We start from the raw sequence: 22,984 nt of genomic DNA, 5'->3' as shown, positions 1-22,984 counted from the left end.
TTGAGGTTTTCCTATTTTCTAATAGCCGAAACCCTCAATTTTATCATTTTTAATGAATGAAGTCAATCTCTGTTATAACCGTCAACTTCCGCCAGCCTGATGTTACTATTGCTTTGCTAGAATCCATTAAGAAGTATTCTTCAGGGCATCCTATTGAGTTAATTGTTGTAGACAATGGTAGTGAACAGGATATCCAGGAAATATTGCAGTCTGCGTATCCCGGAGTCAAGTACATCAGATCGAAGGAAAATATCGGATTCGCAGGCGGAAATAATCTCGGAATAGGACAGGCAACCGGAGATTACCTTTTATTCTTAAATAACGACACCGAAATTACCGAAAACCTATTTGATGCATTAAGCGCAACTCTGGATGATAATCCGCAGGTCGGAATGGTCTCTCCGCTGATTTTGTATTTTGATCAGCCTGAATTAATTCAATACGCCGGATTCACAGAGATGAACTATAAAACATGCCGTAACCGTGGTATTGGTAGTATGGAGAAAAATGAAGGGCAGTTTGACCAGACAAGCAGGGAAACAGCTTATTGTCATGGTGCAGCAATGATGTGCAGAAGAACAGACCTTAATAGTGTAGGATTGATGGAGGAAAACTTTTTCTTGTATTATGAGGAACTCGACTGGTGCGAAAAGTTTAGACGTGCGGGAAAAAGTATCTGGTTTACCGGGCAAACGAAAATATATCATAAAGAATCGGTTAGTGTAGGGAGGGAGAGCAGTATTAAGACCTATTTTATGACCAGAAATCGCTTATTGTTCATCCGTCGTAACACAAGTTTGTTTAATACTGTTATATTCAGTTTTTATTATGTCTTGCTCGCTTGTCCGAAACAAATATTAAAATATACGTTCTCTGGCCGGAAAGATTTGGTCAAATGGGTACTAAAAGGTCTGGCGTGGAACCTGGTTAATGGCAAAAAGAGCAGGAAATTAGGTTATAAATTATAATTCATGGTTTTATTATTCTGGATCAGCATATTCCTGATCGTCTATACTTATGTCGGTTATGGGTTTGTACTATACCTGCTTGTCAAAATAAAGAAGATTTTTAGTAAGCCTTTTTTATTTAGCTCTGATAGTGCTCTCCCCACAGTTACGCTTATTGTGGCAGCTTATAACGAAGAAGATATTATTGAAGAAAAAATTAAAAATACCCTGGAGTTAGATTACCCTGAAGGTTTGATACAACTTGTTTTTATTACAGATGGATCCTCTGATTCTACGGCAGCTAAGGTAGCTGGCTATTCTTCAATTGAGCTCTTGCATCAAGACAGCCGTGCTGGCAAGATGGCTGCTATTAAAAGGGCAATTCCTTTTATAAAGGGAGAAATTACGGTATTCACTGATGCAAATACATTTTTAAATAAGGCCGCCATTCTTGAATTGGTTAAGCATTATCAGAATCCTAAAGTCGGGGCTGTTGCCGGGGAAAAAAGAATTCTGGTAGATGATACCGCAGATGCAAGTTCTGCAGGAGAGGGTTTTTATTGGAAGTATGAATCCAAGTTGAAGCAATGGGATTATGAGCTGTATTCTAATGTCGGTGCTGCAGGAGAGTTATTTAGTATTAGAACTGCATTATACGAACCAGTTGAAAGTGATACCATTATTGATGATCATATGATTGCAATGAGAATAGCCGAAAAAGGTTATATTATAGCATACGAACCTTTAGCTTATGCGATGGAGACAGCTTCAGCAGATGTCGCTGAAGAGTTAAAACGGAAGATCCGTATAGCTGCGGGTGGAATACAATCTATTTTCAGGTTAAGGAAATCTGCCAACCCCTTTAATCAGCCCATATTTACATTTCAGTATATCAGTCACCGTGTTTTAAGATGGACTATCACTCCGTTTCTATTAATTCTTGTTTTTTTTCTAAATATAGTGTTAGTCGTCAATGATGCCGGGCTATTCTACATAGCCTTATTGATCGCTCAGTGCCTGTTTTATTTATTAAGTATAGCCGGAGTATATTTTGAAAGAAAAAACATCAGAATTAAAGCGCTCTTTATTCCCTATTATTTTTGCGTAATGAACTATGCGGTAATTGCAGGAATAAACCGGTACTTCAGAAAGCAGCAAAGTGCTGCCTGGGAGAAATCCAGACGAAAGTAAAATGGCATACTAGAGTTGCCAGAAATAAGTTTTTTTGTCAGAATTATTGGTGGCAAGGCTAAGTATATAATTGTCATTCATCAGATAACTTTCTAAATGAAACCCGTTAGGGGTTCTATATACTCGTGGTGCTATCGTCGAGAAGGTAGCCATATCATCAATCAGTCCTTCTCCCGTAGCTTTCAATACGGCCTCTTTTCTGGTCCATACGGTGAAGAACCGTAGTCGGTCAGTATCTATCCATCGCTGTTCTTCTTCATGGAAATGCTGATCACAGATATCTGAGAAATCAAAATCAGGTTTAATAAATTCAAGATCGATTCCGACAGGCTGCTCACTTACAGCAATAATAATAAAATCTGCTGAACGCGTAAGGTTATACTCCAATCCATCCACGGAAGGTTTGTGTCCTTTATCTTTTTTGAAATTTAGTGCTGATGGCGACGAATTCAGAAAAACAGAAAGAATATTCCTTAGAAAATACCTTGATCTTTTGAAGTTCTCTTTTAAAGAAGGTAAGCGTAATTTACTAAGATGATGTAATTCGCAAGCAGAAAGTATCATATCAGCATCTAGTAATTCTTCTCCTGGTCTAGCTATCGCCGGAATGCAGAAAATATGTAAATCCTGACTGAGCTTTTGAATAGGCAAATAGGGACGCCAGGAGTGGCCCGTCAGTTTCTGTAGAGATAAGTCATACATAGTTTTTAAAGTTTGTCCAGCACTCCTTGCAATATACGTGCAAACCCTTGATCATTAGGAGAGTATAGGAACGTCCTGTGATCCCCCGGTATTTCATGTACTTCTACTCCTTTTTTTGCAAATTTCGCCCAGCCAAGAAATTTCAGGTCATCCAGAAAATATAATCTTTTGTTAACCCGGAACAAATGAATTTTGAGGTCTGAAGGTTTGAGTCTATATTTTTGATAAGCAATATCATAACTATTCACTATTTCCAATTCTCTCTCATTAAAATGTTTAGTTTCTTCTTCTTTGTTTTTTGAAAGTAATTGCTTAATTCTGGTTTTAGACATATACATCTGATAAGACCAGGCATCTTTAGGGTTTTTAATAAATGAGCTAATGAAAAATGGTATTTTTCTGAATTGCCGGATGATTTTCTTACTCATCTTAATTCTTAAATTTTCATCTTCATTCGTTGCGTAGGTATCGATTATTCCGAGGAATTTCACCGTTTTTCCCATTCGCTGTAATTGATTTGCGATTTCAAAAACTATTTTACCGCCCATTGAATAGCCTGCAAGACAATAAGGACCATCTGGGTTGTTTTGCAGGATTTCCTCTAGATATTTACTGGCTATTTCTTCATTCGAATACAGAAGCTCCATATCCCGTTTCATCCCCAGGCCCTGAATACCGTATACCGGCTGATCGTCGTCGATATATTTGCTCATGGATGCAAATAATAAAACGTGCAGACCACCACCATGCACAAGATAGATAGGATCTTTTTTGCCTGAGGGTTTAATAGGGACCAAAACATCCCAGGAATGTTCTTCGTTATCGTCGTCACCTCCGGTTTTTTTAGCTAGACTTGAAATTGTGGATGATTCAAAAAGGGTTGATAAAGGCAACCTTTTTCCTGTGACACGCTCTATTTCTACCATGACTTTGACCGCGAGCAATGAATGCCCTCCTAATTCGAAGAAATCATCATCAGGTGAAGGATTAACGAGGCCGAGCACGTCAGACCATATCTCAGCAATAACAGCTTCTCTTTTAGTCATTTTTCTAATTGCTGACTGATTTGCTGCTGCTGTTTGCTGTTTTGGTGGCTTTGGTAATGCCTTACGGTCTATCTTATGATTAGGTGTAAGTGGAAACTCTTCCATGATTACAAAATCCTGAGGGATCATATATTCAGGTAAATGATTTCTGAGTTCTTTTTTCCATTCACCAAAAGTATCAGATTCCAGAAGTTCTTTTTTGACCGGAATGACATAAGCAACCATTCGCTGATCTCCCGGTATGTCTTCCCTGGCGATAACGATTGCAGATTTCACCTCATTAATATCATGCAGTACGCTCTCAATTTCACCAGGTTCAATACGAAAGCCTCGTACTTTGATCTGCTGATCTGAACGCCCCATATAGAGGATTTCACCATCAGCCGTGTATTTTCCTAAATCACCAGTCTGGTACATCCTGGAATCAGGAGAGTCACAGAAGGGATCTTTTATAAATCGTTCGGCGGTAAGTTCCGGCTGATTCAGATATCCCAGGCCGACACCATCACCACCTATATATATTTCGCCGGTAGCTCCTGGTTTAACTGGGTTAAGCTGGGCATTCAGAATATAAAAACGAGTATTTTGAATGGGCTTTCCAATAGTGATCTGTTTGTCTTCTGCAGATAACAGTTTCAGTGATGACCATATTGTTGTTTCAGTAGGGCCGTACATGTTATACACAGATCCAACTTTGGTATGCAGAATTTCTGCGAGTGCTGGAGGAAAAGCTTCACCGCCACAAAGTACTTTAAGTCCAGGGCTTGAATTCCAGCCTGCGTCAATAAGCATTCTCCAGGTTGCTGGCGTCGCTTGCATGAAAGTAATTTCTCTACTGCTTAGTGTTTCCAGTAAACGGCGTCCATCTCTTGAGGTTTCTCTATCGCATAAAATTAACTCGGCGCCGCTGATCAGCGGTAGAAAAAGTTCGAGACCTGCTATATCGAATGAGATGGTCGTGATTGCAAGTAACTTATCGCGGGAGTTCAGGCCCGGATCTTTCTGCATACTCAATAAAAAATTCACCAGATTATAATGCATAATCTGTACTCCTTTGGGCTTACCTGTTGACCCTGATGTGTATAGAACGTAAGCAAGGTCATTACCCGCAACGATTGGGAAATCGCATTCCTGTCCCACATATTCTAAAGAGCTGAAGATTTCAGAGATAGATAATTCGGTTGCTCGAGAATGATACTTTCCTGTGCATAAATCGGAAACAAGCAGGAAATGTGCTTCGGAGTTCTCCAGCATATATTCAATTCGTTCCGCAGGATATTCCGGATCAAGAGGTAAGTAGGCGGCGCCACATTTCATAATGGACAGCATACAAATTAGCATTTCAATGGATCTTTCTGCTGCGAGACCGGTTATGTCCCCCGAAGTCATTCCTTGTTTTATCAGATATTCAGCAAGTTGGTCAGATTTTAACTTAAGCTCAAAGTAAGATATAGATCTTTCACCGAATGATACGGCAGTTTTATCCGGATAAGTTAAGGCCGTCTGATCGATCAGTGATATCAGAGAGCTTTCCCTTGGGTAAGGTACATCTGTCTTATTCCAAAGACGAATGCTCTCATTCCATGAATTGCTTTTTTCTTCAGTAAGGTCTTTTATTGGAATATCTGGGTTTGCAGTTACTTTCTCTAGCAAATTTTGAAAATCGAACGCCATCCTTTGGATAGTTTCCGGTTTAAAAAGCTGAGTGTTATAGGACCATTCTAAAATATAAACATTGCCTGCCCCTGAAATATTTAAGAATATTTCAAAGGTTTCGTTAGAACGTGGGTTCGAAATTAGCTTATAATCCAGTTGATCGAAAACCAAACCTTGGTCCATACCAAGGTCAATATTAAAAATAACCGGTACCATAGGAATTCTGGAATGATCCCGTTTAATATTCAATTTCTTGATAAGTTGACCATAAGTAAAAAGCTGATGATCGTAGGCATCAAAAAGCTCAGGTTTTCTTTTCTTCAAATAAGCATTGAAGCTCATTTCCGAATCGATAAAGGATCGCAAAGGAAGCAGATTTACGCAGTGACCTACCAGGCCTGTGTTTTCTGTAGCAGCCTGACCAGCGGCCGGAAGACCAACGACGATATCCTGCTGATTTGTTTGCTGAAATAAGAAAACTTCAAATGCATGAAGTAGTGTGCTAACCATGCTAGAGCCATTTTTAGCGCCGGTTTTGCGTATCTGATTTACTAATTCGGAATTGAGCTGAAAGTCGAACCTTTTAGACTTATAAGTCCTTTGAGACGGCCTGGGGAAATCAGTCTGCAAATCCAGCACGGGTACAGATTCCTGATATTGGTTAAGCCAGAAAGTATTTGTCTGTTCAAATGCTACAGTTTTTTTAAAACTTTCTAGGGTTGATGCATAGGTGCTGATTTGTGGTGGCGCCGGAAGTTCTGCATACCCATTTTTTAAAAGTTGGTTATATAATTTACTAAGGTCATCCAGGATTACACCAGTTGACCAGCCATCGGCAATAATATGGTGCAGGACTACAGTGAACAGAAAGTGTTTCTCTCCAAGTTTATGAAGATGAAAACGATATAGAGGGCCTTCAACTAAAGAAAATACAAAATTCATTTCCTCGACGATGAACTCGTCAATTAAACGGTTTTGTTCTTCAGGTATAGACGACAAGTCTGTAGTTGAAAGAGAGAAATTACCTGGTTGCTGAATAATGAGTACCTCACCATCAGGAGATATGGTTGCACGTAATGCCTCGTGCCTCTCAATTACTTTGCGTAGTGCAGTTTCAAAGTAAGCTGTATTCATTTCACCGCTGAAATCGAGGGACACAGACTCATTATATGCGCAGTTCGCGTCATTACCACCAATCATACAAGATAACCAGATTTCTTTCTGGGGCTCGTTAACAGGGATAATTTTTTCAATCCCCTTTTCTTCTTCAAAAGGATTGAAATCAACTGGCTTATAAGTGATATGTTGGCTAGGGTGCGGCATTCTTATTTGGTTTCAATTTGTAAGTATTTTCCAGGAATTTCAGGATTTTCAATAAACCAGGCAGGATTACCATTTTCATCCTTTCCTAATCTTGCACCAGCTACTGGAGGCTGACTTTTGTCTGTCACCTGCACTGGAACAGTATTGTTCGGTTCGAGGTATACCGGAATCAATTTAACTGCCAGCAACTCATCGGCGCTTGCTATAAAAGCATTTAATATTTCTTCAATTTCAACAGCAGTATGTGCTTCTGTCAGGAAACAAGGAAAGCCATCCCATATGTGAATTCCTTTGAGTCTCATTAGGCTAAATATCAATTCGCTATACGGATATTCTTCGTGAAATTTAATCTTCCAGAGCGAACCGAATGAAGCTGCGTATACAGGGATATTCTTCTGTTTACAATAAGTATTAACACTCGCGGTTAGACCAGTGGTTAGTTCGTTCAGTTTTTTCTGAAGAGACGGGCCCTGTGCTTTCATGTAGAGCAAGGCTGCTTTTCCTGCGGCAAGTGCCAGTGGATGACGGACAAAAGTGCCCGCAAAATAAGTAACCCCAACTTCCGGGAAAGACTGATCTCCATATTGCCAGAATCCACCGTCCAGGGCATCCATAAACTGTTTTTTTCCTGCTATTGCACCAATTGGCAGTCCTCCGCCAATAACCTTACCATAAGTACCAAGATCGGCATCGATTCCAAAAATGGCCTGAGCACCGCCAGGATGTGCACGGAACCCGGTAATGACCTCATCAAAAATCAGGACAGCACCTGACTTTCTGGTGATCTCGCGTACTTCTTTCAGAAAATCTACAGGTTGGAATTCCGGTCTGCGGCTTTGCACAGGTTCTACTAATACTGCCGCAAGTTCATGAGCACGCTCTCTGATAATCCGGAGGCTCTCAGGGGTGCCGTAATCAAGGATCAGCATATTTTGTACAGATTCCGGCATTATACCTGGTGCTGCAGGAAAGCTTTTTAGTTTTTTAGTGCCGCGAACAATAACTTCATCATTGATGCCATGGTAAGAGCCATTAAATGCAACAATTAAAGAGCGACCAGTTACAGTTCTTGCAATTCTGATAGCACCCAATACCGCTTCAGAACCAGTATTACAAAGTGCAGCCCGGTCAAAGTTGGTAAACTCGCAGATCAAAGAACATACTTCACCTGCCAGTGCATGTTGCGGACCTATTTCATAACCTTTTTCAATCTGTTCGAGTATTGCTGATTTTAGTACAGGGTGCTGGTAACCCAATAGATTTGATCCAAACCCATTAAGTGCGTCAATATATTCGTTGCCGTCTATATCCCATAAATGACTACCCTTAGATTTATCGGTAACTATGGAGTAAACAATTTCTTTAGTATATGGCTTGAAGCCAGATACCACCCTTGGGTCGGCCATGTGCGTACGGTGCTGCTGGTTATAAGCTTTACTTTGAGGAGTCTTTTCGTTATACCGGCGAATAAGGTCCTTCAGAAAAACGGTTTGTTCTTCAGACATTGCCGCCGCACTTTTTTCAATACGGGCAGTGGCACCAAAAGGTTTTTTAAGTTCCGTTAGTTCCTCAGGAGATAGGTCTGCATTTATACTCATTTTTTCTACCGTGGGAGCAAGTTCTGCCTGTATGAAAACAGGTTGCGTAGCCGGTTGCTGTGGCGTACCCGTAAGCAATTCTACCTGTCTGGATAATAACTGAAGCTGTTGTGCAATAAGACCCAATGCAGTATTTGCAGGCTCGGTTCGAACAGGATTTTGGGTAGCTTGTTGATATACAGGCTGTGGCACTACCGCTTGTGGCGCTTCCGGAGACTGGCTGCTGATATATGCAGCAAGGGAGTCAATAGTTGCATATTCTTCATTTAATTGCCTGAATGTAATTGGCAGTGCGAATTCATTCTTTAAAGTAATGGCGACCTGAGTTAGTAATAGAGAGTCCAGACCAATTTCAATAAAACTCATTTCTGGAGTTACACCTTCCATCTCTATACCAGAAGCATTTTCCAGTATATTTTTTATTTTTTCAATGAAGTTCTGTTTAGGCATGGTGATTTTATCTTTAGGAGATGTCGATACAGGGACTGCGGCGAGCGCCCAATAGTGTTTTTTATGATAGCTGTAGGTAGGCAGTTCAATTCTCTTTACCGGTTGATTTTGGTAAAATTCGTTCCATTCCGGCTGGATGCCAGCAAGCCATATTTTACCCAGGGCCTGGAGAATTGCATTTCTGCCGCCTGATAATTCTTTCTTTTCCAGACTCGCAATTGCCGTAATGCTATTTCTGTCGAGCTGTTGCCAGGCGAGCGTCGTGCAGGTATTTCCAGGACCAGCTTCAAGAAGAACCGGATAGTCTAGTTCTGAGATCGTGTGAAGCGCATCGCTAAACCTGACGGTTTTACGCAGATGTTCTGTCCAGTAGGCAGGATCAGTAGCTTCAGCATCGGTTAAATACTTTCCTGTTACGGTAGAAATAACCGGCTTTCTTGGTTTTTCCAGTTTGATACTGTTGACCAGGGTTTTAAAGTCAACCAATATTGGGTCCATCATGGCAGAATGGAATGCGTGGCTGGTAAATAATTTTTTATGAAGAATAGCATGTGTATCAAGCAGATCTTGAAATTGCTCAATTGCCTGGTCGGGGCCTGCTATTACGCAAAGCTGCGGGCTATTTACAGCAGCAACAGAAAGAGTGTCAGGCAATAAGCCTACAATGCGATCCAGACCGGTTCTCACACTAAGCATACTTCCGCCGGGAAGTTTCGAAACCATTAACCCGCGGACTGCAATTAAATACAGTGCGTCCTCCAAGCTCATTATTCCCGCAAAGTGGGCGGCTACATATTCACCGATACTATGACCACATAACATGTAAGGCTTAATTCCCCAGCTAATCCATAAACTGCCAAGAGCATATGAGGTCAGAAACAGGGCAGGCTGGGTATATTGTGTTTGGTTAAGCAATTCCGCAGCATCTGGATAGTCTTCATACAATAGTTTCCTGATATCCAGATCTACCCACTGATTTAAAAGATTGGCACATCTGTCAACAGCGTCCCGGAAGACAGGCTCCGAGGTGTAGAGTTCTTTTCCCATTCCCGGATATTGTGCACCCTGACCGGGAAACATAAAAACTACTTCACCAGGTAATCTTTTAAGCAAATGACTGGTATGTTTTTCTAATTGTTCCTGAAAAGATGTACCGTCAGTTACTATAAATCTGCGATGATTCATGTTTTCCCGCGTTGTCGCAAGTGTATAAGCGGCATCTGATAATAATGTGCCAGTATGCTGATTCAGAAAGTCTTGTAAAGAAAGACCATAGCCATCCAGACTTTCTGCAGACTTTGCAGACCAAATAATTAGCTGCTCCTGCTGAGTACTGTTAACGGCCGTTTCTTCCTCAATCGTAGCTGGCTGAAAACCTTCCAGAAGTACATGGACGTTAGTTCCGCCGACGCCAAATGAACTTACGCCGGCTAAACGGCGCTTATTGTCCGGCCAAGGCTGTAAACGATCACAGACATAGAAAGGAGAATCCTGAAGACGAAGTTCCGGATTAGGGGTTTTGAAATTTATAGATGGTGGGATTTCACCATGATACAATGCCAGCGTAGTTTTAATTAAACCAGCTACACCAGCGGCAGCGGTCATGTGTCCCATATTACTTTTGATACTTCCAATTGCGCAATAATTATGTTTTTCCTGCGAACCGAATGCTAGTTTGAGACCTTCGATTTCAATTGGGTCACCAACGGGTGTTGCAGTACCATGCGTTTCGATATAACTGATATCGGATGCATTAATACCAGCATCCTGGATAGCCATCGCAATTGCAGATGCTTGTCCGGTTGTACTGGGCGCAGTAAAACTGCCCTTTTCGCCACCATCATTATTTAAGCCGGTACCTTTAATTATGCCGTATATAGTATCACCATCTTTCAGTGCTGCAGATAATGTTTTTAGCAGTACCACTCCCGCACCATCGCTGAATACGGTACCAGTAGCATCAGCATCGAAAGAACGGCAATGGCCATCTTTGCTGAGCATTGCACCTTCCTGATATAAATGGCCACTATATGCCGGGGAGGTAATGCTGACACCACCTGCCACGGCAATATCACATTGCTGACGGCGCAAACTATCAACCGCCTGGGCTATGGCGAGTAAAGAAGTCGAGCAGGCTGAAAATACACTTACTGCGGGCCCTTTTAAATTTAGCTGGTAGGCAGTTCTGGATGATATATAATCTTTTTCATTGGCCGTCATGACCTGAAATTCACCAACCTGATTGATGAGTTCGGTTTGACCAGCAATATTATGCGAATAATAACTGTTATTGCCACAACCGGAAAATACGCCTGTGATTCCTGAGTAAACAGCTGGAAGGTGTCCAGTTTTTTCGAGTACATCGCGACTGATTTCTAGAAATATCCGCTGCTGAGGATCCATCAATTCTGCTATCTTTGGACTAATACCAAAGAAAACGGGATCGAATTGAGCTGCATCTCTGATAACCCCACGTGCACGTACATAATTCTCGTCGTTTCGGATTGCGGCAGGAATTGAACGGTCGATTTCTTCAGGTGTAAAGAAGGAAGTTGTTTCTTTGCCTGCTTTTAAGATATCCCATAGCTCTTCTATTGTATCTGCACCCGGAAACTTACCGGCCATACCAATTATGGCAATGCCCTCGTTAATTTCGGCAGGCCGGGTTTTGCGGAAAGTAAGTTCTTTAGTGTTCCGTTCAGGCCTAAGGAAATCTGCAATTTGAGTCACAGTAGGAAATTGGTAGAGCTTAGTGATCGGGAGGATAATCGCATGGATATTTCTAAGCTGTGTAACCGTTTTTAACGCCAACAGACTATTCCCGCCCAGTTCAAAAAAATTATCGTTTACACCAACCTCGTTAATCTCCAGTACGGTGCTCCAGATTGATGTAATTTGTTTTTCAAGCGTACTTTTAGCCGGACTGAATGGAATGGAAAGATCAGGCCTTTTTCCCTCGGGTAATGGTAAGTTTTTTTTATCAATTTTACCGCTTGTTGTTTTTGGAAACTCCTTCATCCAGGTAAATACGGAGGGAACCATATAATCCGGCATGTCTGCTTCCAGCTTTGTGCGGAGTTGTGTTGTCGTAATTTCGGTATTGCCTGCGATCATATAGGCCAGTAACCGTTGTTGACCAGCAAATTCCTGGTTAATGACTACAGCTTGTTTAATTCCTGGAATATGATTCATCCGTACTTCTATTTCGCCCAACTCTATCCGATATCCGCGGATTTTTACCTGATCATCCTTTCTTCCTAGAAATTCAATAGTGCCATCCGGTAAAGTCTGGGCTATATCACCAGTACGATAGACCAGTTTTTCATTTCCGGGAAGACGGATAAATTTTTCTGCGGTAAGAAGAGGCTGATTTAAATAACCACTGGCCAGGCTTAACCCGGCAATAGCCAGTTCGCCGGTATTTCCTGATTCAAGGAGGTTCAGATTTTCATCCAGGATCAGGATCTCTGTATTGTTAATTGGAGTTCCAATGTTCGGTAGAGCCGGCCAGACATCAGGGCTGCCTTCTAGTTTGAGTTGGGTAACTACATGACATTCCGTAGGACCGTACTGGTTGTACAATTTACATTCAGGCAGGTGCTCGAAAAAAGTTTTAACCTGAGGTGTTATTTTTAATTGTTCGCCGGCGGTTATCACTTCACGAAGGCTGGCAGGAAATACATTGGATCCCACTGCGGCTTCAGCTAGAAACTGTAGTGCGACAAAAGGAAGAAAAATACGTTCAATCTTATGTTCAGCTATGAAATTGAGCAAATTGTGAGGATCTAAGCGTAAGTCGTCACTAATCAGATATAAAACGCCTCCGGTGGTTAAGGTAGACCAGATCTCCTGAAAGGATACATCAAAACTCAGTGGTGCAAATTGTAGGGTGCGGCTTTCCGGTCCGGCGAGTGATTCTATATTTTGCCATTCTAAAAGGTTCGCCATCGCAATTTGGGTCATATAAACACCTTTAGGCTTACCGGTAGAACCAGAAGTATAAAGAACATAAACATGTGTGCCTTTAACAGGCGTATTAAGCGCTGATTCAGAACCTTTGTCCTGTTTAAGGCAGCTTAGATTCAATGTATCATATAATGATATTTCATTTTCCGGACAAATACAGAATTTTACTCCGGAGCTCTCTTTCATCTCATTTAATCGCTGTTCTGGATAGGATGGATCCAATGGTAGATAAGCTTTTCCAGATTTGATTATGGCTAATACGGCAATAATCATTTCTGCGGAACGTGTTGTACTCAAAGCGATAAGCTCCTCGTCCGGAGCTTGCTCAAGTATACTTGCAGCTAAAATGGATATGCTTTCCGAGAGCGCAGAATACGTTATTTTCCCACTATCCGATACGATTGCGGTGTGCTGAGGAAAATTAATGGAAGTTTCTTCAAAAAGGTTATAGATGCCTTGGTGTTCCAGTGCAGCAGAATGATCATTTTTGTGTATGTTTTCCATGATTCTAAAACTAATAACCTTGCATGATCTGTGCCGCAGATAATATTTTATTTCCAGATGCTCAACTATATTTAAATATAACGAGGAAGTCAAAAAGGTGTAACTGGAGTTACGAAAACACAATTACTGTCAATATTGATTGATATTCTGTCATTTAAGCTTTAATATCTTGATTCGGCTAATGCAAATTACTCATAATATTCAGACAAACATGGGCTTAGTGTAACGAAATTGTGATATAATATCTGCGTTATTATTAATAGCAGGAAATGTTTCCTTTAATCACATACTGATGAATTTTAATTTTTGTGAATTATCTTACGCAGTATGGGAATATTACTGTACGGAAAAGCCCTTCAAATAAGTAATTTAGCTTATGTTTTTTATGAAAGTCTATTCCCGGTATAAAATTTGGGATTTGACGATTTAAACTTTGATCTTTAACTATGAATTATCTTGATCTTCTCGAGCAGGTGAGGGCACATGTTTCAGGCCTATTTCTGAGCAGTACCGACAAACGATTAATCTATCATAACCTGGAACACACAGCGCAGGTGGTAGATGCCGCGACCCGTATAGCCGGTTTCTACCGGTTGTCAGATCAGGACTTCTTCATTGTCAGTACCGCAGCGTGGTTTCATGATACGGGATATCTGACTGCTGTGACCGGGCATGAAGCCCTTGGAGCTGAGCGTGCCCGGGAATTTTTGGCAGGAAAGGATGTCCCCGAAGATGTTCAACAGGCCGTATCGGGCTGTATTATGGCTACAATGATGCCTCAGAAACCGGCTAATCTCAATGAGCAGATCGTTTGCGATGCAGATTTGTTTCATCTGGGAGATCAGAACTTCAGAGAACGAAATAAGCTGATGCGGAAAGAATCCGAAGCCTTTTTAGGTAAGGAGATTTCCAAGGACGACTGGAAGGTTAAAACAATTGCATTACTGGAAGCTCATCAATATCATACTTCCTATGCTAAAGAGCAACAGGGCCCGGGAGAACAAAGTAATCTCGAAGAACTGAAGACAAGACTTGCTGCGGTAAAACAGGAAGTTTTACCTGTGGCAGAAAAGTTGGAGGTTGAACCGGAAAAACACAAGCAAAAAAAGAAAAATCAAGAGAGCAGGCCGGATAAAGGGATAGAAACCATGTTCAGAATTACTGCTGGTAATCAGCAGAGGTTGAGTGATATGGCAGATAATAAGGCCCACATTATGATCTCTACCAATTCTATTATTTTATCAGTTGTACTCAGTTTGTTATTGCGTAAACTGGAAGATAACCCTCATTTGATTATTCCCACCCTCATTCTACTGATCATTTGTGTAGTCACGATGGTTTTCTCGATTCTGGCAACTAGGCCATCATTACCACATGGGACCTTCAGTATTCAGGATATCAGGGATAAAAAAGCGAATCTTCTCTTCTTCGGGAATTTTTACCGCATGCCTTTGCCTGATTACGAGGCTGGTATGGAGCAGATGATGGAAGATCGTGATTTCTTATATGGGAGCTTAATAAGGGATTTATATTCACAAGGAGTAGTTTTAGGTAGAAAATATCAACTACTTCGTATTGCTTACAGCGTTTTTATGTTTGGAATAATTGCCTCAGTGCTGGCATTTATGATCGCAATTGCTATCGTAACGCTTTAATATGAATAGTTATACCTTTTTCAATCGTGATTTAAGCTGGCTTACTTTTAATGAGCGGGTATTAATGGAAGCGGAGAATACAGAAATCCCTTTAATGGAGCGTATCCGGTTTCTTTCGATCTATTCATCCAATCTGGATGAATTTTATCGTGTCCGGATGCCTGTTTTAATGTCTGTCGATGTGAATGATGACAGGCAGGGGATGCATAATACTTATACAAATGCCCAGTATGTTATTAATGTACAACAAGAAAGATTTGGCAGGTTGCTTCAGAATCAGATTATTCCTGCCCTTGCGGCAAGACATATCACTTTAATTTATAAACAGGAAATTCCTGAAGAAATTAAACAAGCTGTATCAGATGTATTTTTTAATAATATTCTTGGTTATCTTCGTTTGTATCAGGTAGACCGTCAATCCTTTTTTGCTGAAAATAACAAACTATATCAGGCCGTAGTTTTGGAAAACAAAGCCGGAAAGGAGCAAATGGAATTTATAGCTATTCCATCGTCTCAATTACCCAGATTTTATTCATTCAACACGGAAACACAACAATTTATTGTCTTTCTGGAAGATATTATTTGTACACATAGCGCTTACTTATTCCCGGATCAGAAAATTACCGGTATATATCAGGTGAAAATTACCCGCGATGCAGAGTTACACCTTGATGAAGGTATAGATGAAGAAAATATCGTTCAGTTTGAACATTTGCTCAAACAGCGGGATTTAGGACCGGCAACACGCTTTCTCATTCAACCTGAAATTCCTTTGAGGTATATTTATACCATGGCATCCATGCTGAAATTAAATAGAGCTGCAATTATTCAGGGCGGTTTTTATCACCACCTCCGGGATCTGGATTCTATTCCCGTAAAACAGGAGATGTTTTCTTATCCGAAATTGAGCCCGGTCAGGGCAGTTTTTCTCAGACCGTCTGAAACACTTTTTGACTTGATTAATCAAAAAGACCAGTTGGTTAATGTTCCGTATCAGCAGTATGATCCTATTCTACGCTTTTTCAATGAAGCCGCACATGATTCTTTTACAGAAGAAATTTACGTAACCCTGTACAGGGTTGCTGCGCAATCCAGAATTGTGACAGCGCTGATTACAGCAGCACAGAATGGAAAAAAAGTTACCGTGATGGTCGAATTGAAGGCTAGATTTGATGAGGCTAACAATTTGAAATGGGCTACTGAAATGAAAGCAGCCGGCGTGCGTATCTTATATAGTAATGCTGCCCTGAAGGTTCATGCTAAAGTCGCGTTGGTTAGAAGACGTATAAATGGAGAGCAACAATATCTTGGATTACTAGCTACCGGTAACCTGAACGAATCTACGGCTAAGTTTTATACAGATCATGTGCTCATGACAGCCAGACAACCGATGCTTATAGAATTGCAGCAGCTTTTTGGTTATCTGAGAAAGAAGAAAAAAAGACCCGCGCTGGAAGATCAGATCACTTTTAGTAAGTTGCTGGTCGCAGGTTTTAATCTTTTACCCGGTTTTATTACATTGATAGATAGAGAAATAGCTCATGCTCAAGCAGGGAGGGAAGCATCTCTTATTATTAAAATGAACAATCTTGAAGAGCGCGTCCTGATTTCTAAATTATATGAAGCTTCACAGGCCGGGGTGAAAATTCAGCTTATAATACGTAGTATTTGCTGTTTGATTCCAGGAATAAAAGGGCAAAGCGAAAACATCACTGTAACCAGGATTGTTGGAAGGTATCTGGAACATGGCCGGTTATTTCTTTTTCAAGATGCAGGCAGGCAAGAATTATTTATGGGATCATCAGATTGGATGAACAGGAATATTTATAGCAGAATAGAGGTTTGTTTTCCTGTTGAAGACCCGGATTTAAAAGCGGAACTAATCACTTTACTCAATTTACAGTTAAAAGATAATGTTCAGGCGGTCCGGCTCAATGCCCGAATGGAACAAATTCGGGTGGATGGAAACGGACAGCATCATTCACAGGAAGAAATTTACCAGTTTTTAAAGACCGGCAGCACCTAACATTAAACTAAGAAAATGAGATATTTATCAAACAAAATTTATTTACTTCCGGTCTTTTTAGTGCTGATTTTTTTCGCCTGTAAATCTTCCCGTCCTGACTTTACCAGTCCTGCCGGGTACGATTTTAAGAAGCCCGAAAAATTTATAATGCCAGATAATTTACTGGAGATTTCAGGAATAGCATTTTATAAGGATAAAAGTGATACCATTTATTCAATACAGGATGAAGACGGTCGTTTATTTCGTCAGGCTTGGGGAAAAAAGAAGCAACTACACACTACATTCGGTAAAAAAGGCGACTATGAAGATCTGGCTATCCTGAAAGAAACAGTACTGGTTCTAAACAGTAATGGAGAGATTACCGCTTTTCCTTTTTCACAAGCAACCACACAAAAGGTGCAAAGGCCTAAAATCTTTAAAAAGATACTTCCTAAAGGCGAATATGAAAGTATTTATGCTTCGCAGCAGACAGGCCAGGTATTTCTGATTTGTAAAAATTGTAAAGAAGACAAGAAACATGGTGAGTTATCTGGTTCCATCTTTACTTTTGATCAGGCTAAACAGGAATTGATCCCTTCAGGAGAAATTAATATGGATTTGTCGGCGCTGATCAGCTCAGGACAGATTTTAAAAACCGGTCTGAAAACATCAGCTTTGGCCAGAGATGAACATACCGGAGAGTGGTATATTCTTTCTTCTGTTAACAAGTTGCTGGTTATTGCAAGTCCGGACTGGAAAATTAAAAGTACACACAGATTAAATTCTTCTACTTTTAACCAGCCAGAAGGGATAGCTTTTGACAAAGAAAGGAACCTGTATATATCAAATGAAGGAGATGAACTCAGCTCCGGAAACATTCTGAAGTTTAAACGTAAATCCTGATGGCAGAGAATCTAAATAACGATAAGATGCAGTCCATAAAATTAGACCTCAGTAAATATATCTGTGGCAGTGAAAATAGTGAATTGGGGGCAGACATCAAATTTTCGATGAAACCATTCGTCGATTTTCTGACTGCAAAGTCCAATGAAGATACATCGGCCAGGAAAAATATATATACTTATGTTTTGCAGGAATTTGCTGCCTTTCCGGAGCTCGAAAATAATATTGAAGAAGAAAATACAGCACGTTACGCTAAACTTTTTGATTTAATCCATACCCTTGTATCTCCTCTGCTTCAGCGGGAAGGACAACAGTTATGGGCAATCAGTAAACCTGTTTGCCCTTGTTTTTATTACGGCAGCGATGCTTTTTACAGTGTTCTGTTAGATAAAAAGAAACATCATATCAACCAAAACCTAAGTTTACCATCGACCGGTGAGATGGAAAGAAGTATGCTTGGCAATTTCTATAATCTTATTTTGCAGGAATTTTACCAGTTTTCATTAAATCTGGAGCAGCATATAGTCCATTCTGTTCTTGATCTGGAAACTAATTTGCTGAAATATTACCGGTTGGACGTAGACAGCAGGTTTTTAAAGATCCGCGCACAGCAAGCCTTACCGGAGCTATCACTCGATGTTGTGAAGAAGTTTTTAGATGGTGAAGAAGATTATCTGAAGATTCTGAAGGACGTATTACCCCCCGAAATGTTTACAATTGAAGGGATGTCAATCGTAACTCTAACGGATGCCACGGCAGAATATGCACTCGAATCCGTTAAGAGTACAATTATATCTCACAATCAATGTAAATCCGGTTGGGATTTTCCGGCAATTCATATGGCATTAAAGGCATTGGTCTGCAATAACCAGCTTGAGTTTAGTTTACTTCCTTTTCTAAAACTAAATCAGAAGTCCCTTTTATTTGATCACGACGGATTTCATAGCGTCCTGATCGAACTTGCAAAGGAATCGGGGATGCTTGCTGCAGAATATGATAACCTGATCGAGAAATTTCTGCAGCAGCCTAAACGGATTATTTATCCGGAGATCAATGAAGAGGTCTGTGCGGAAATACCAATGTTGAGGTTATTGCTCGATAATGGTATTAAATCCTTTGCATTATACCCATTATATTATAACGGCAAAATTGTAGGTTGTCTGGAAATGTACAGCAGATCATTTGGGGCATTTAATCCACAAACGATTTCTTCAATAGAGTTTGCTTTTCCTTTATTAGCGCAACTTTATCAGAATATTATCATGGATTTCAACAATGAGATTTCCGCGATTATTACCGATCAGTTCACCGCAATTCAGCCTTCAGTCCAGTGGAGGTTTATTGAAGCTGCTTATAATTATCTCAAATCGGGTAGTTTGGAGAAAAAGTTGCAGATAGAACCAGTTAATTTCAAAGACGTACATCCTTTTTACGGGGCGGTAGATATCAGGAATTCCAGCATCCAGCGTAACCTGATGATAAGAAAAGATCTCTTTGATCATTTCCGCTTACTGGAGTCAACCTTAGCTCAACTGCAGCCCGTGCTTTGCGGATCATTAACTGAAGTGCTGGGTAAAAAACTGAGTGTATGGGATGAACAACATTTTAGTGAACTGTCGGATATGGAAGTCATGAAAACTGATGACTACCTGCGCAGACAGCTTCCTGTTCATTTGGAAGTACTGAAAGAGCAGCACCCCGAAACGAAGACCGTTATTGACAGATATTTGGCTGACAGTAAGAGCGGTGGAAAGGTTTTTATAAACCGCGATCGATATGAACTGAGTATGCAGATGATTAATCATGCAGTCTCAAGGCAGCTCGATGAATTTAACCAGACGATACAAGATTTATACCCCTGCTATTTCGAGAAATTCAGAACTGATGGAGTGGAATTTGATATCTATTTGGGACAGTCAATTGCACCTGGTACGCCTTTTCCAGATTTTATGGTTTCAGTTTTCCGGTATCAGCAATTGCGGGTAATCGCTGAGATAGCACATATTACTGCTAATTTACACAGTCATCTGCCACTTCCGCTAGAAACAACACAATTAATATTTGTATATGGAAAACAGCTGGATATAAGTTTCCGGCTGGATGAACAACGCTTCGATGTTGAGGGCAGCTATAATATCCGCTATCAGATGGTGAAAAAAAGAATTGATAAAGCGAATATTAAAGGCACAACAGAAAGATTAACCCAGCCCGGAAAAATAGCTATCGTATATTTTAATCAGTCTGAAGCCCATGAATATCTGAAGCATATCCGTAGATTACAGACAGAAGAGCTGCTTTCGGGCGAAATAGAATATTTAGAAGTTGAAGAATTACAAGGCGTTGAAGGACTAAAAGCACTTAGAGTCAGCATTAGTCAAAATCCTTTATAAAAACATTACCATATCTCTCATGATACTTAAAACCAGCATATCCGCTGTTCTTACCGGCGTTATACTCAGTCTTTCCGTAAATGTGCTGGCACAAACAACGGCAGTAAGAGATTCGGTTACAATGCCCATTGCTCCCGGTTATGACACAGTTTCCAATGCCCATCGTTTCTTTTTTGGAGAAGGCTACAGGAAGTTATGGGCAGAGCCGGTCAAGGTGCGGGTGATGGATATGCAGACAGAACGGGGTGGAATGAAAATTCTTCAGCTTGGCGGAGGAATGGAAACCAGGTCATTGCGCCTCGCAGATGCCTCTGGCAAAGAGTGGGCATTACGTACAGTACAGAAATATCCCGAGAGAAAATTACCCGATAACCTGAAAGCGACGATCGTTAAGGACATTGTCCAGGATCAGATTGCCACTACCCATCCTTTTTCGGCTTTGGTGGTTCCTCCATTGGCAGATGCGCTGAATATTCCCCATGCAAATCCAGAACTTGTCTACGTAGGGGACGACCCAGGTCTGGGAATCTATCAGAAAGAATTTTCAAATGCTGTGTACCTTTTGGAAGAACGTTCTCCTGAAGGTCTTAGGAAAAGCGATAATACTTTAAAAGTATATCGAAAATTACAGGAAGACAACGATACCTATCTGGATCAGAAGCTTGTGCTAAGATCACGTTTACTGGATTTCATTCTCGGTGATTACGATAAACACGACGATAACTGGCGATGGATAAGGGAAGACGACGAGAAAAAAGATATCAAGACTTATATTCCAGTACCCAGGGACAGGGACAAAGTATTCTACAAGACTTCAGGACTTTTGCCCTGGATTTTATCGCATCAGTGGCTGAAAGCAAATATTCAGCCTTACGAGCCGGAGATCAGGGCCGTAGATCAATGGAATATTTACCAGCGGCATTTTGACCGGTACTTTCTAAATGGGCTGGATGAGAAAGATTGGAGAAAAGCAGTTAAAGAAGTTCAGGATATAATTACCCCGGAACTACTTGAAAAGGCATTCCGCAGGATGCCGGAAAATATCTACAATATCAATGGAGATGAAACCTTAAGGATTGCTATAGCCAGAACTAAGAATCTGGATAAGAGTGCACTGGATTATTATCGCTACCTCTCCCGTACCGTTGATATTCCTGCTACAGACAAAAAAGAACTGATCGAGCTGGAAAAGAAAGCAGGTGGCGAGGTTAAATTGACCATGCATAATATTAAGAAAAACGGCGATGCGGGAAGAAAACTTTACCAGCGCACATTTGAACCCGGTATTACCAAGGAGATAAGAGTATATGGTATGGCGGGTGAAGATCAATTCAGGCTCACTGGTACTGAATCTTCGCCAATTGTCGTACGTATGATTGGCGGAGATGATCAGGATAGTTTCGAGATTGATCCTAAAGCGAAAAACAGGGGTAAAACATATATCTATGACCGATCCGATGAGACTAATAATATCCCATCATCGAGTCTGGCCAAATTAAGATTAGCCAAAGATACAGCTGTTAACTCCTATAACAAAAATAGCTATGAGTTTGACCGTTTCGGTCCGCTCGTACATCTGAATTATAATATAGACCAGGGAATACAGCCCGGTGTTGGGCTATTACTGGAAAAACAAGGTTTCAGAAGAACCCCATATGCGCAGAAGCAGGAGTTCTGGATCGATTACTCCACCGGACGAAAATCATTTATCCTGAGTTATGCCGGAGACTTCAAGAAAATTATAGGTAATACCAGTTTTAAAATTAATGCAAATCTGCTCGGTCCGAATAATCTGAGTAATTTCTTTGGTTTAGGTAATGAAACAGCATTTATCAAAGATGAGCCCAAAGGAATGTCCTATTACCGGAACCGCTATGATTATTTTCAGTCAGACTTTCAGTTTTATCAGCAGATCAGTAAATGGACTATCGGTGGCGGACCGGCTTTCTCTTACTATACCAGCAGTGAAAGTGCTAACGATAATAGGTTCCTCAACGAATTTAATCGGCAGCATCCTGAAATGAATGTCTTTTCTGACAGGGCTTTTGCAGGTTTATTGGCAGAAGTACGGTATGACTCCAGAGATCAGGTTGCAGTACCAACCAAAGGAATGTATTGGAATACCCGTATTTCTGGTATGCAGGAACTCAATAACGGCAATGACCGCATGGGTAAAATACAGACAGAGTTCAGATATTATGCAAATCCAGGAAAAGGAGGTGTGGTTATAGCAAATCGTTTAGGTGGGGGAACTACCTTCGGAGATCCACAGTATTTTCAGTTGATGCAGCTGGGTGGCGTGCATAACCTGCGAGGGTTTCATACCGGAAGATTCAGTGGTAAAACTATGGTATATGAGAACCTGGATCTAAGAGTTAAACTGTTCAATTTCACCTCTTATATAGTTCCGGGTTCGGTCGGATTGCTAGCCTTTAACGACATAGGCAGAGTATGGTATGGCGGTGAGTCCTCTGATCAGTGGCACTATGGATATGGGGGTGGGCTTTATGTAGTACCTGCAGAGATGATCCTTATTCAGGCAGCAGTAGGCTTCTCGAAAGAGAGTACAATGCCGTATATTTCAGTAGGTTTTAACTTTTAGATAAAAGGTGTGCGGTTAAGCACACCCTTTATGAATTAATAGATCG

General features: G+C 40.8%; 10 protein-coding genes. 7 read left to right on the top strand and 3 right to left on the bottom strand.

Features of this window, described 5'->3' with window-relative positions; translation table 11 throughout:
- Positions 1–56: 56 nt before the first annotated feature.
- Complete coding sequence (locus BM192_RS13895) at positions 57–968, top strand: glycosyltransferase family 2 protein (RefSeq protein ID WP_037439456.1); 912 nt, start codon at positions 57–59, stop codon at positions 966–968.
- Between the two features lie 3 nt (positions 969–971).
- Entirely contained in the window at positions 972–2,138 is a 1,167-nt protein-coding gene (locus BM192_RS13890; RefSeq protein ID WP_037439454.1) for a glycosyltransferase family 2 protein, read from the top strand.
- 9 nt (positions 2,139–2,147) lie between these two features.
- Here BM192_RS13890 and BM192_RS13885 read toward each other — a convergent pair whose 3' ends face one another.
- From BM192_RS13885 to BM192_RS13875, 3 genes are read right to left on the bottom strand one after another with little or no spacing between them, the layout of a single operon-like run.
- Positions 2,148–2,840, bottom strand: a complete 693-nt coding sequence (locus BM192_RS13885; RefSeq protein WP_037439452.1) for a 4'-phosphopantetheinyl transferase family protein — start codon at positions 2,838–2,840, stop codon at positions 2,148–2,150.
- A gap of 5 nt (positions 2,841–2,845) precedes the next feature.
- The gene (locus BM192_RS13880; RefSeq protein WP_051759748.1) at positions 2,846–6,865 is read right to left on the bottom strand and encodes a non-ribosomal peptide synthetase; all 4,020 of its coding nucleotides are present in this window, start codon (positions 6,863–6,865) and stop codon (positions 2,846–2,848) included.
- Positions 6,866–6,867: 2 nt separating this feature from the next.
- Positions 6,868–13,383 (bottom strand): type I polyketide synthase, encoded by a 6,516-nt coding sequence (locus tag BM192_RS13875; RefSeq protein ID WP_037439450.1) that lies wholly within the window; start codon positions 13,381–13,383, stop codon positions 6,868–6,870.
- A 446-nt stretch (positions 13,384–13,829) separates the two neighbouring features.
- On the opposite strand from BM192_RS13875, the gene BM192_RS13870 reads away from it, so the two are divergent.
- The 5 genes from BM192_RS13870 to BM192_RS13850 are packed head-to-tail and all read left to right on the top strand — an operon-like array spanning position 13,830 to position 22,938.
- Complete coding sequence (locus BM192_RS13870; RefSeq protein ID WP_037439448.1) at positions 13,830–15,038, top strand: Pycsar system effector family protein; 1,209 nt, start codon at positions 13,830–13,832, stop codon at positions 15,036–15,038.
- A gap of 1 nt (position 15,039) precedes the next feature.
- Positions 15,040–17,064 (top strand): polyphosphate kinase 1, encoded by a 2,025-nt coding sequence (ppk1, locus tag BM192_RS13865; RefSeq protein WP_037439447.1) that lies wholly within the window; start codon positions 15,040–15,042, stop codon positions 17,062–17,064.
- A gap of 15 nt (positions 17,065–17,079) precedes the next feature.
- Positions 17,080–17,946 (top strand): SdiA-regulated domain-containing protein, encoded by an 867-nt coding sequence (locus tag BM192_RS13860; protein ID WP_037439445.1) that lies wholly within the window; start codon positions 17,080–17,082, stop codon positions 17,944–17,946.
- Positions 17,946–20,336, top strand: coding sequence for a GAF domain-containing protein (locus BM192_RS13855; protein ID WP_234797563.1), 2,391 nt, complete (start codon positions 17,946–17,948; stop codon positions 20,334–20,336). The genes BM192_RS13860 and BM192_RS13855 overlap by 1 nt, the downstream gene beginning before the upstream one ends.
- Positions 20,337–20,355: 19 nt before the next feature.
- Positions 20,356–22,938, top strand: coding sequence for a BamA/TamA family outer membrane protein (locus tag BM192_RS13850; RefSeq protein ID WP_037439443.1), 2,583 nt, complete (start codon positions 20,356–20,358; stop codon positions 22,936–22,938).
- The last annotated feature ends 46 nt before the right edge of the window (positions 22,939–22,984 follow it).

The sequence above is a fragment of the Pedobacter antarcticus genome (assembly GCF_900112985.1).
In the GTDB taxonomy this organism is placed as follows: domain Bacteria; phylum Bacteroidota; class Bacteroidia; order Sphingobacteriales; family Sphingobacteriaceae; genus Pedobacter; species Pedobacter antarcticus.
This window is presented reverse-complemented; position numbering and strand designations above follow the sequence as displayed.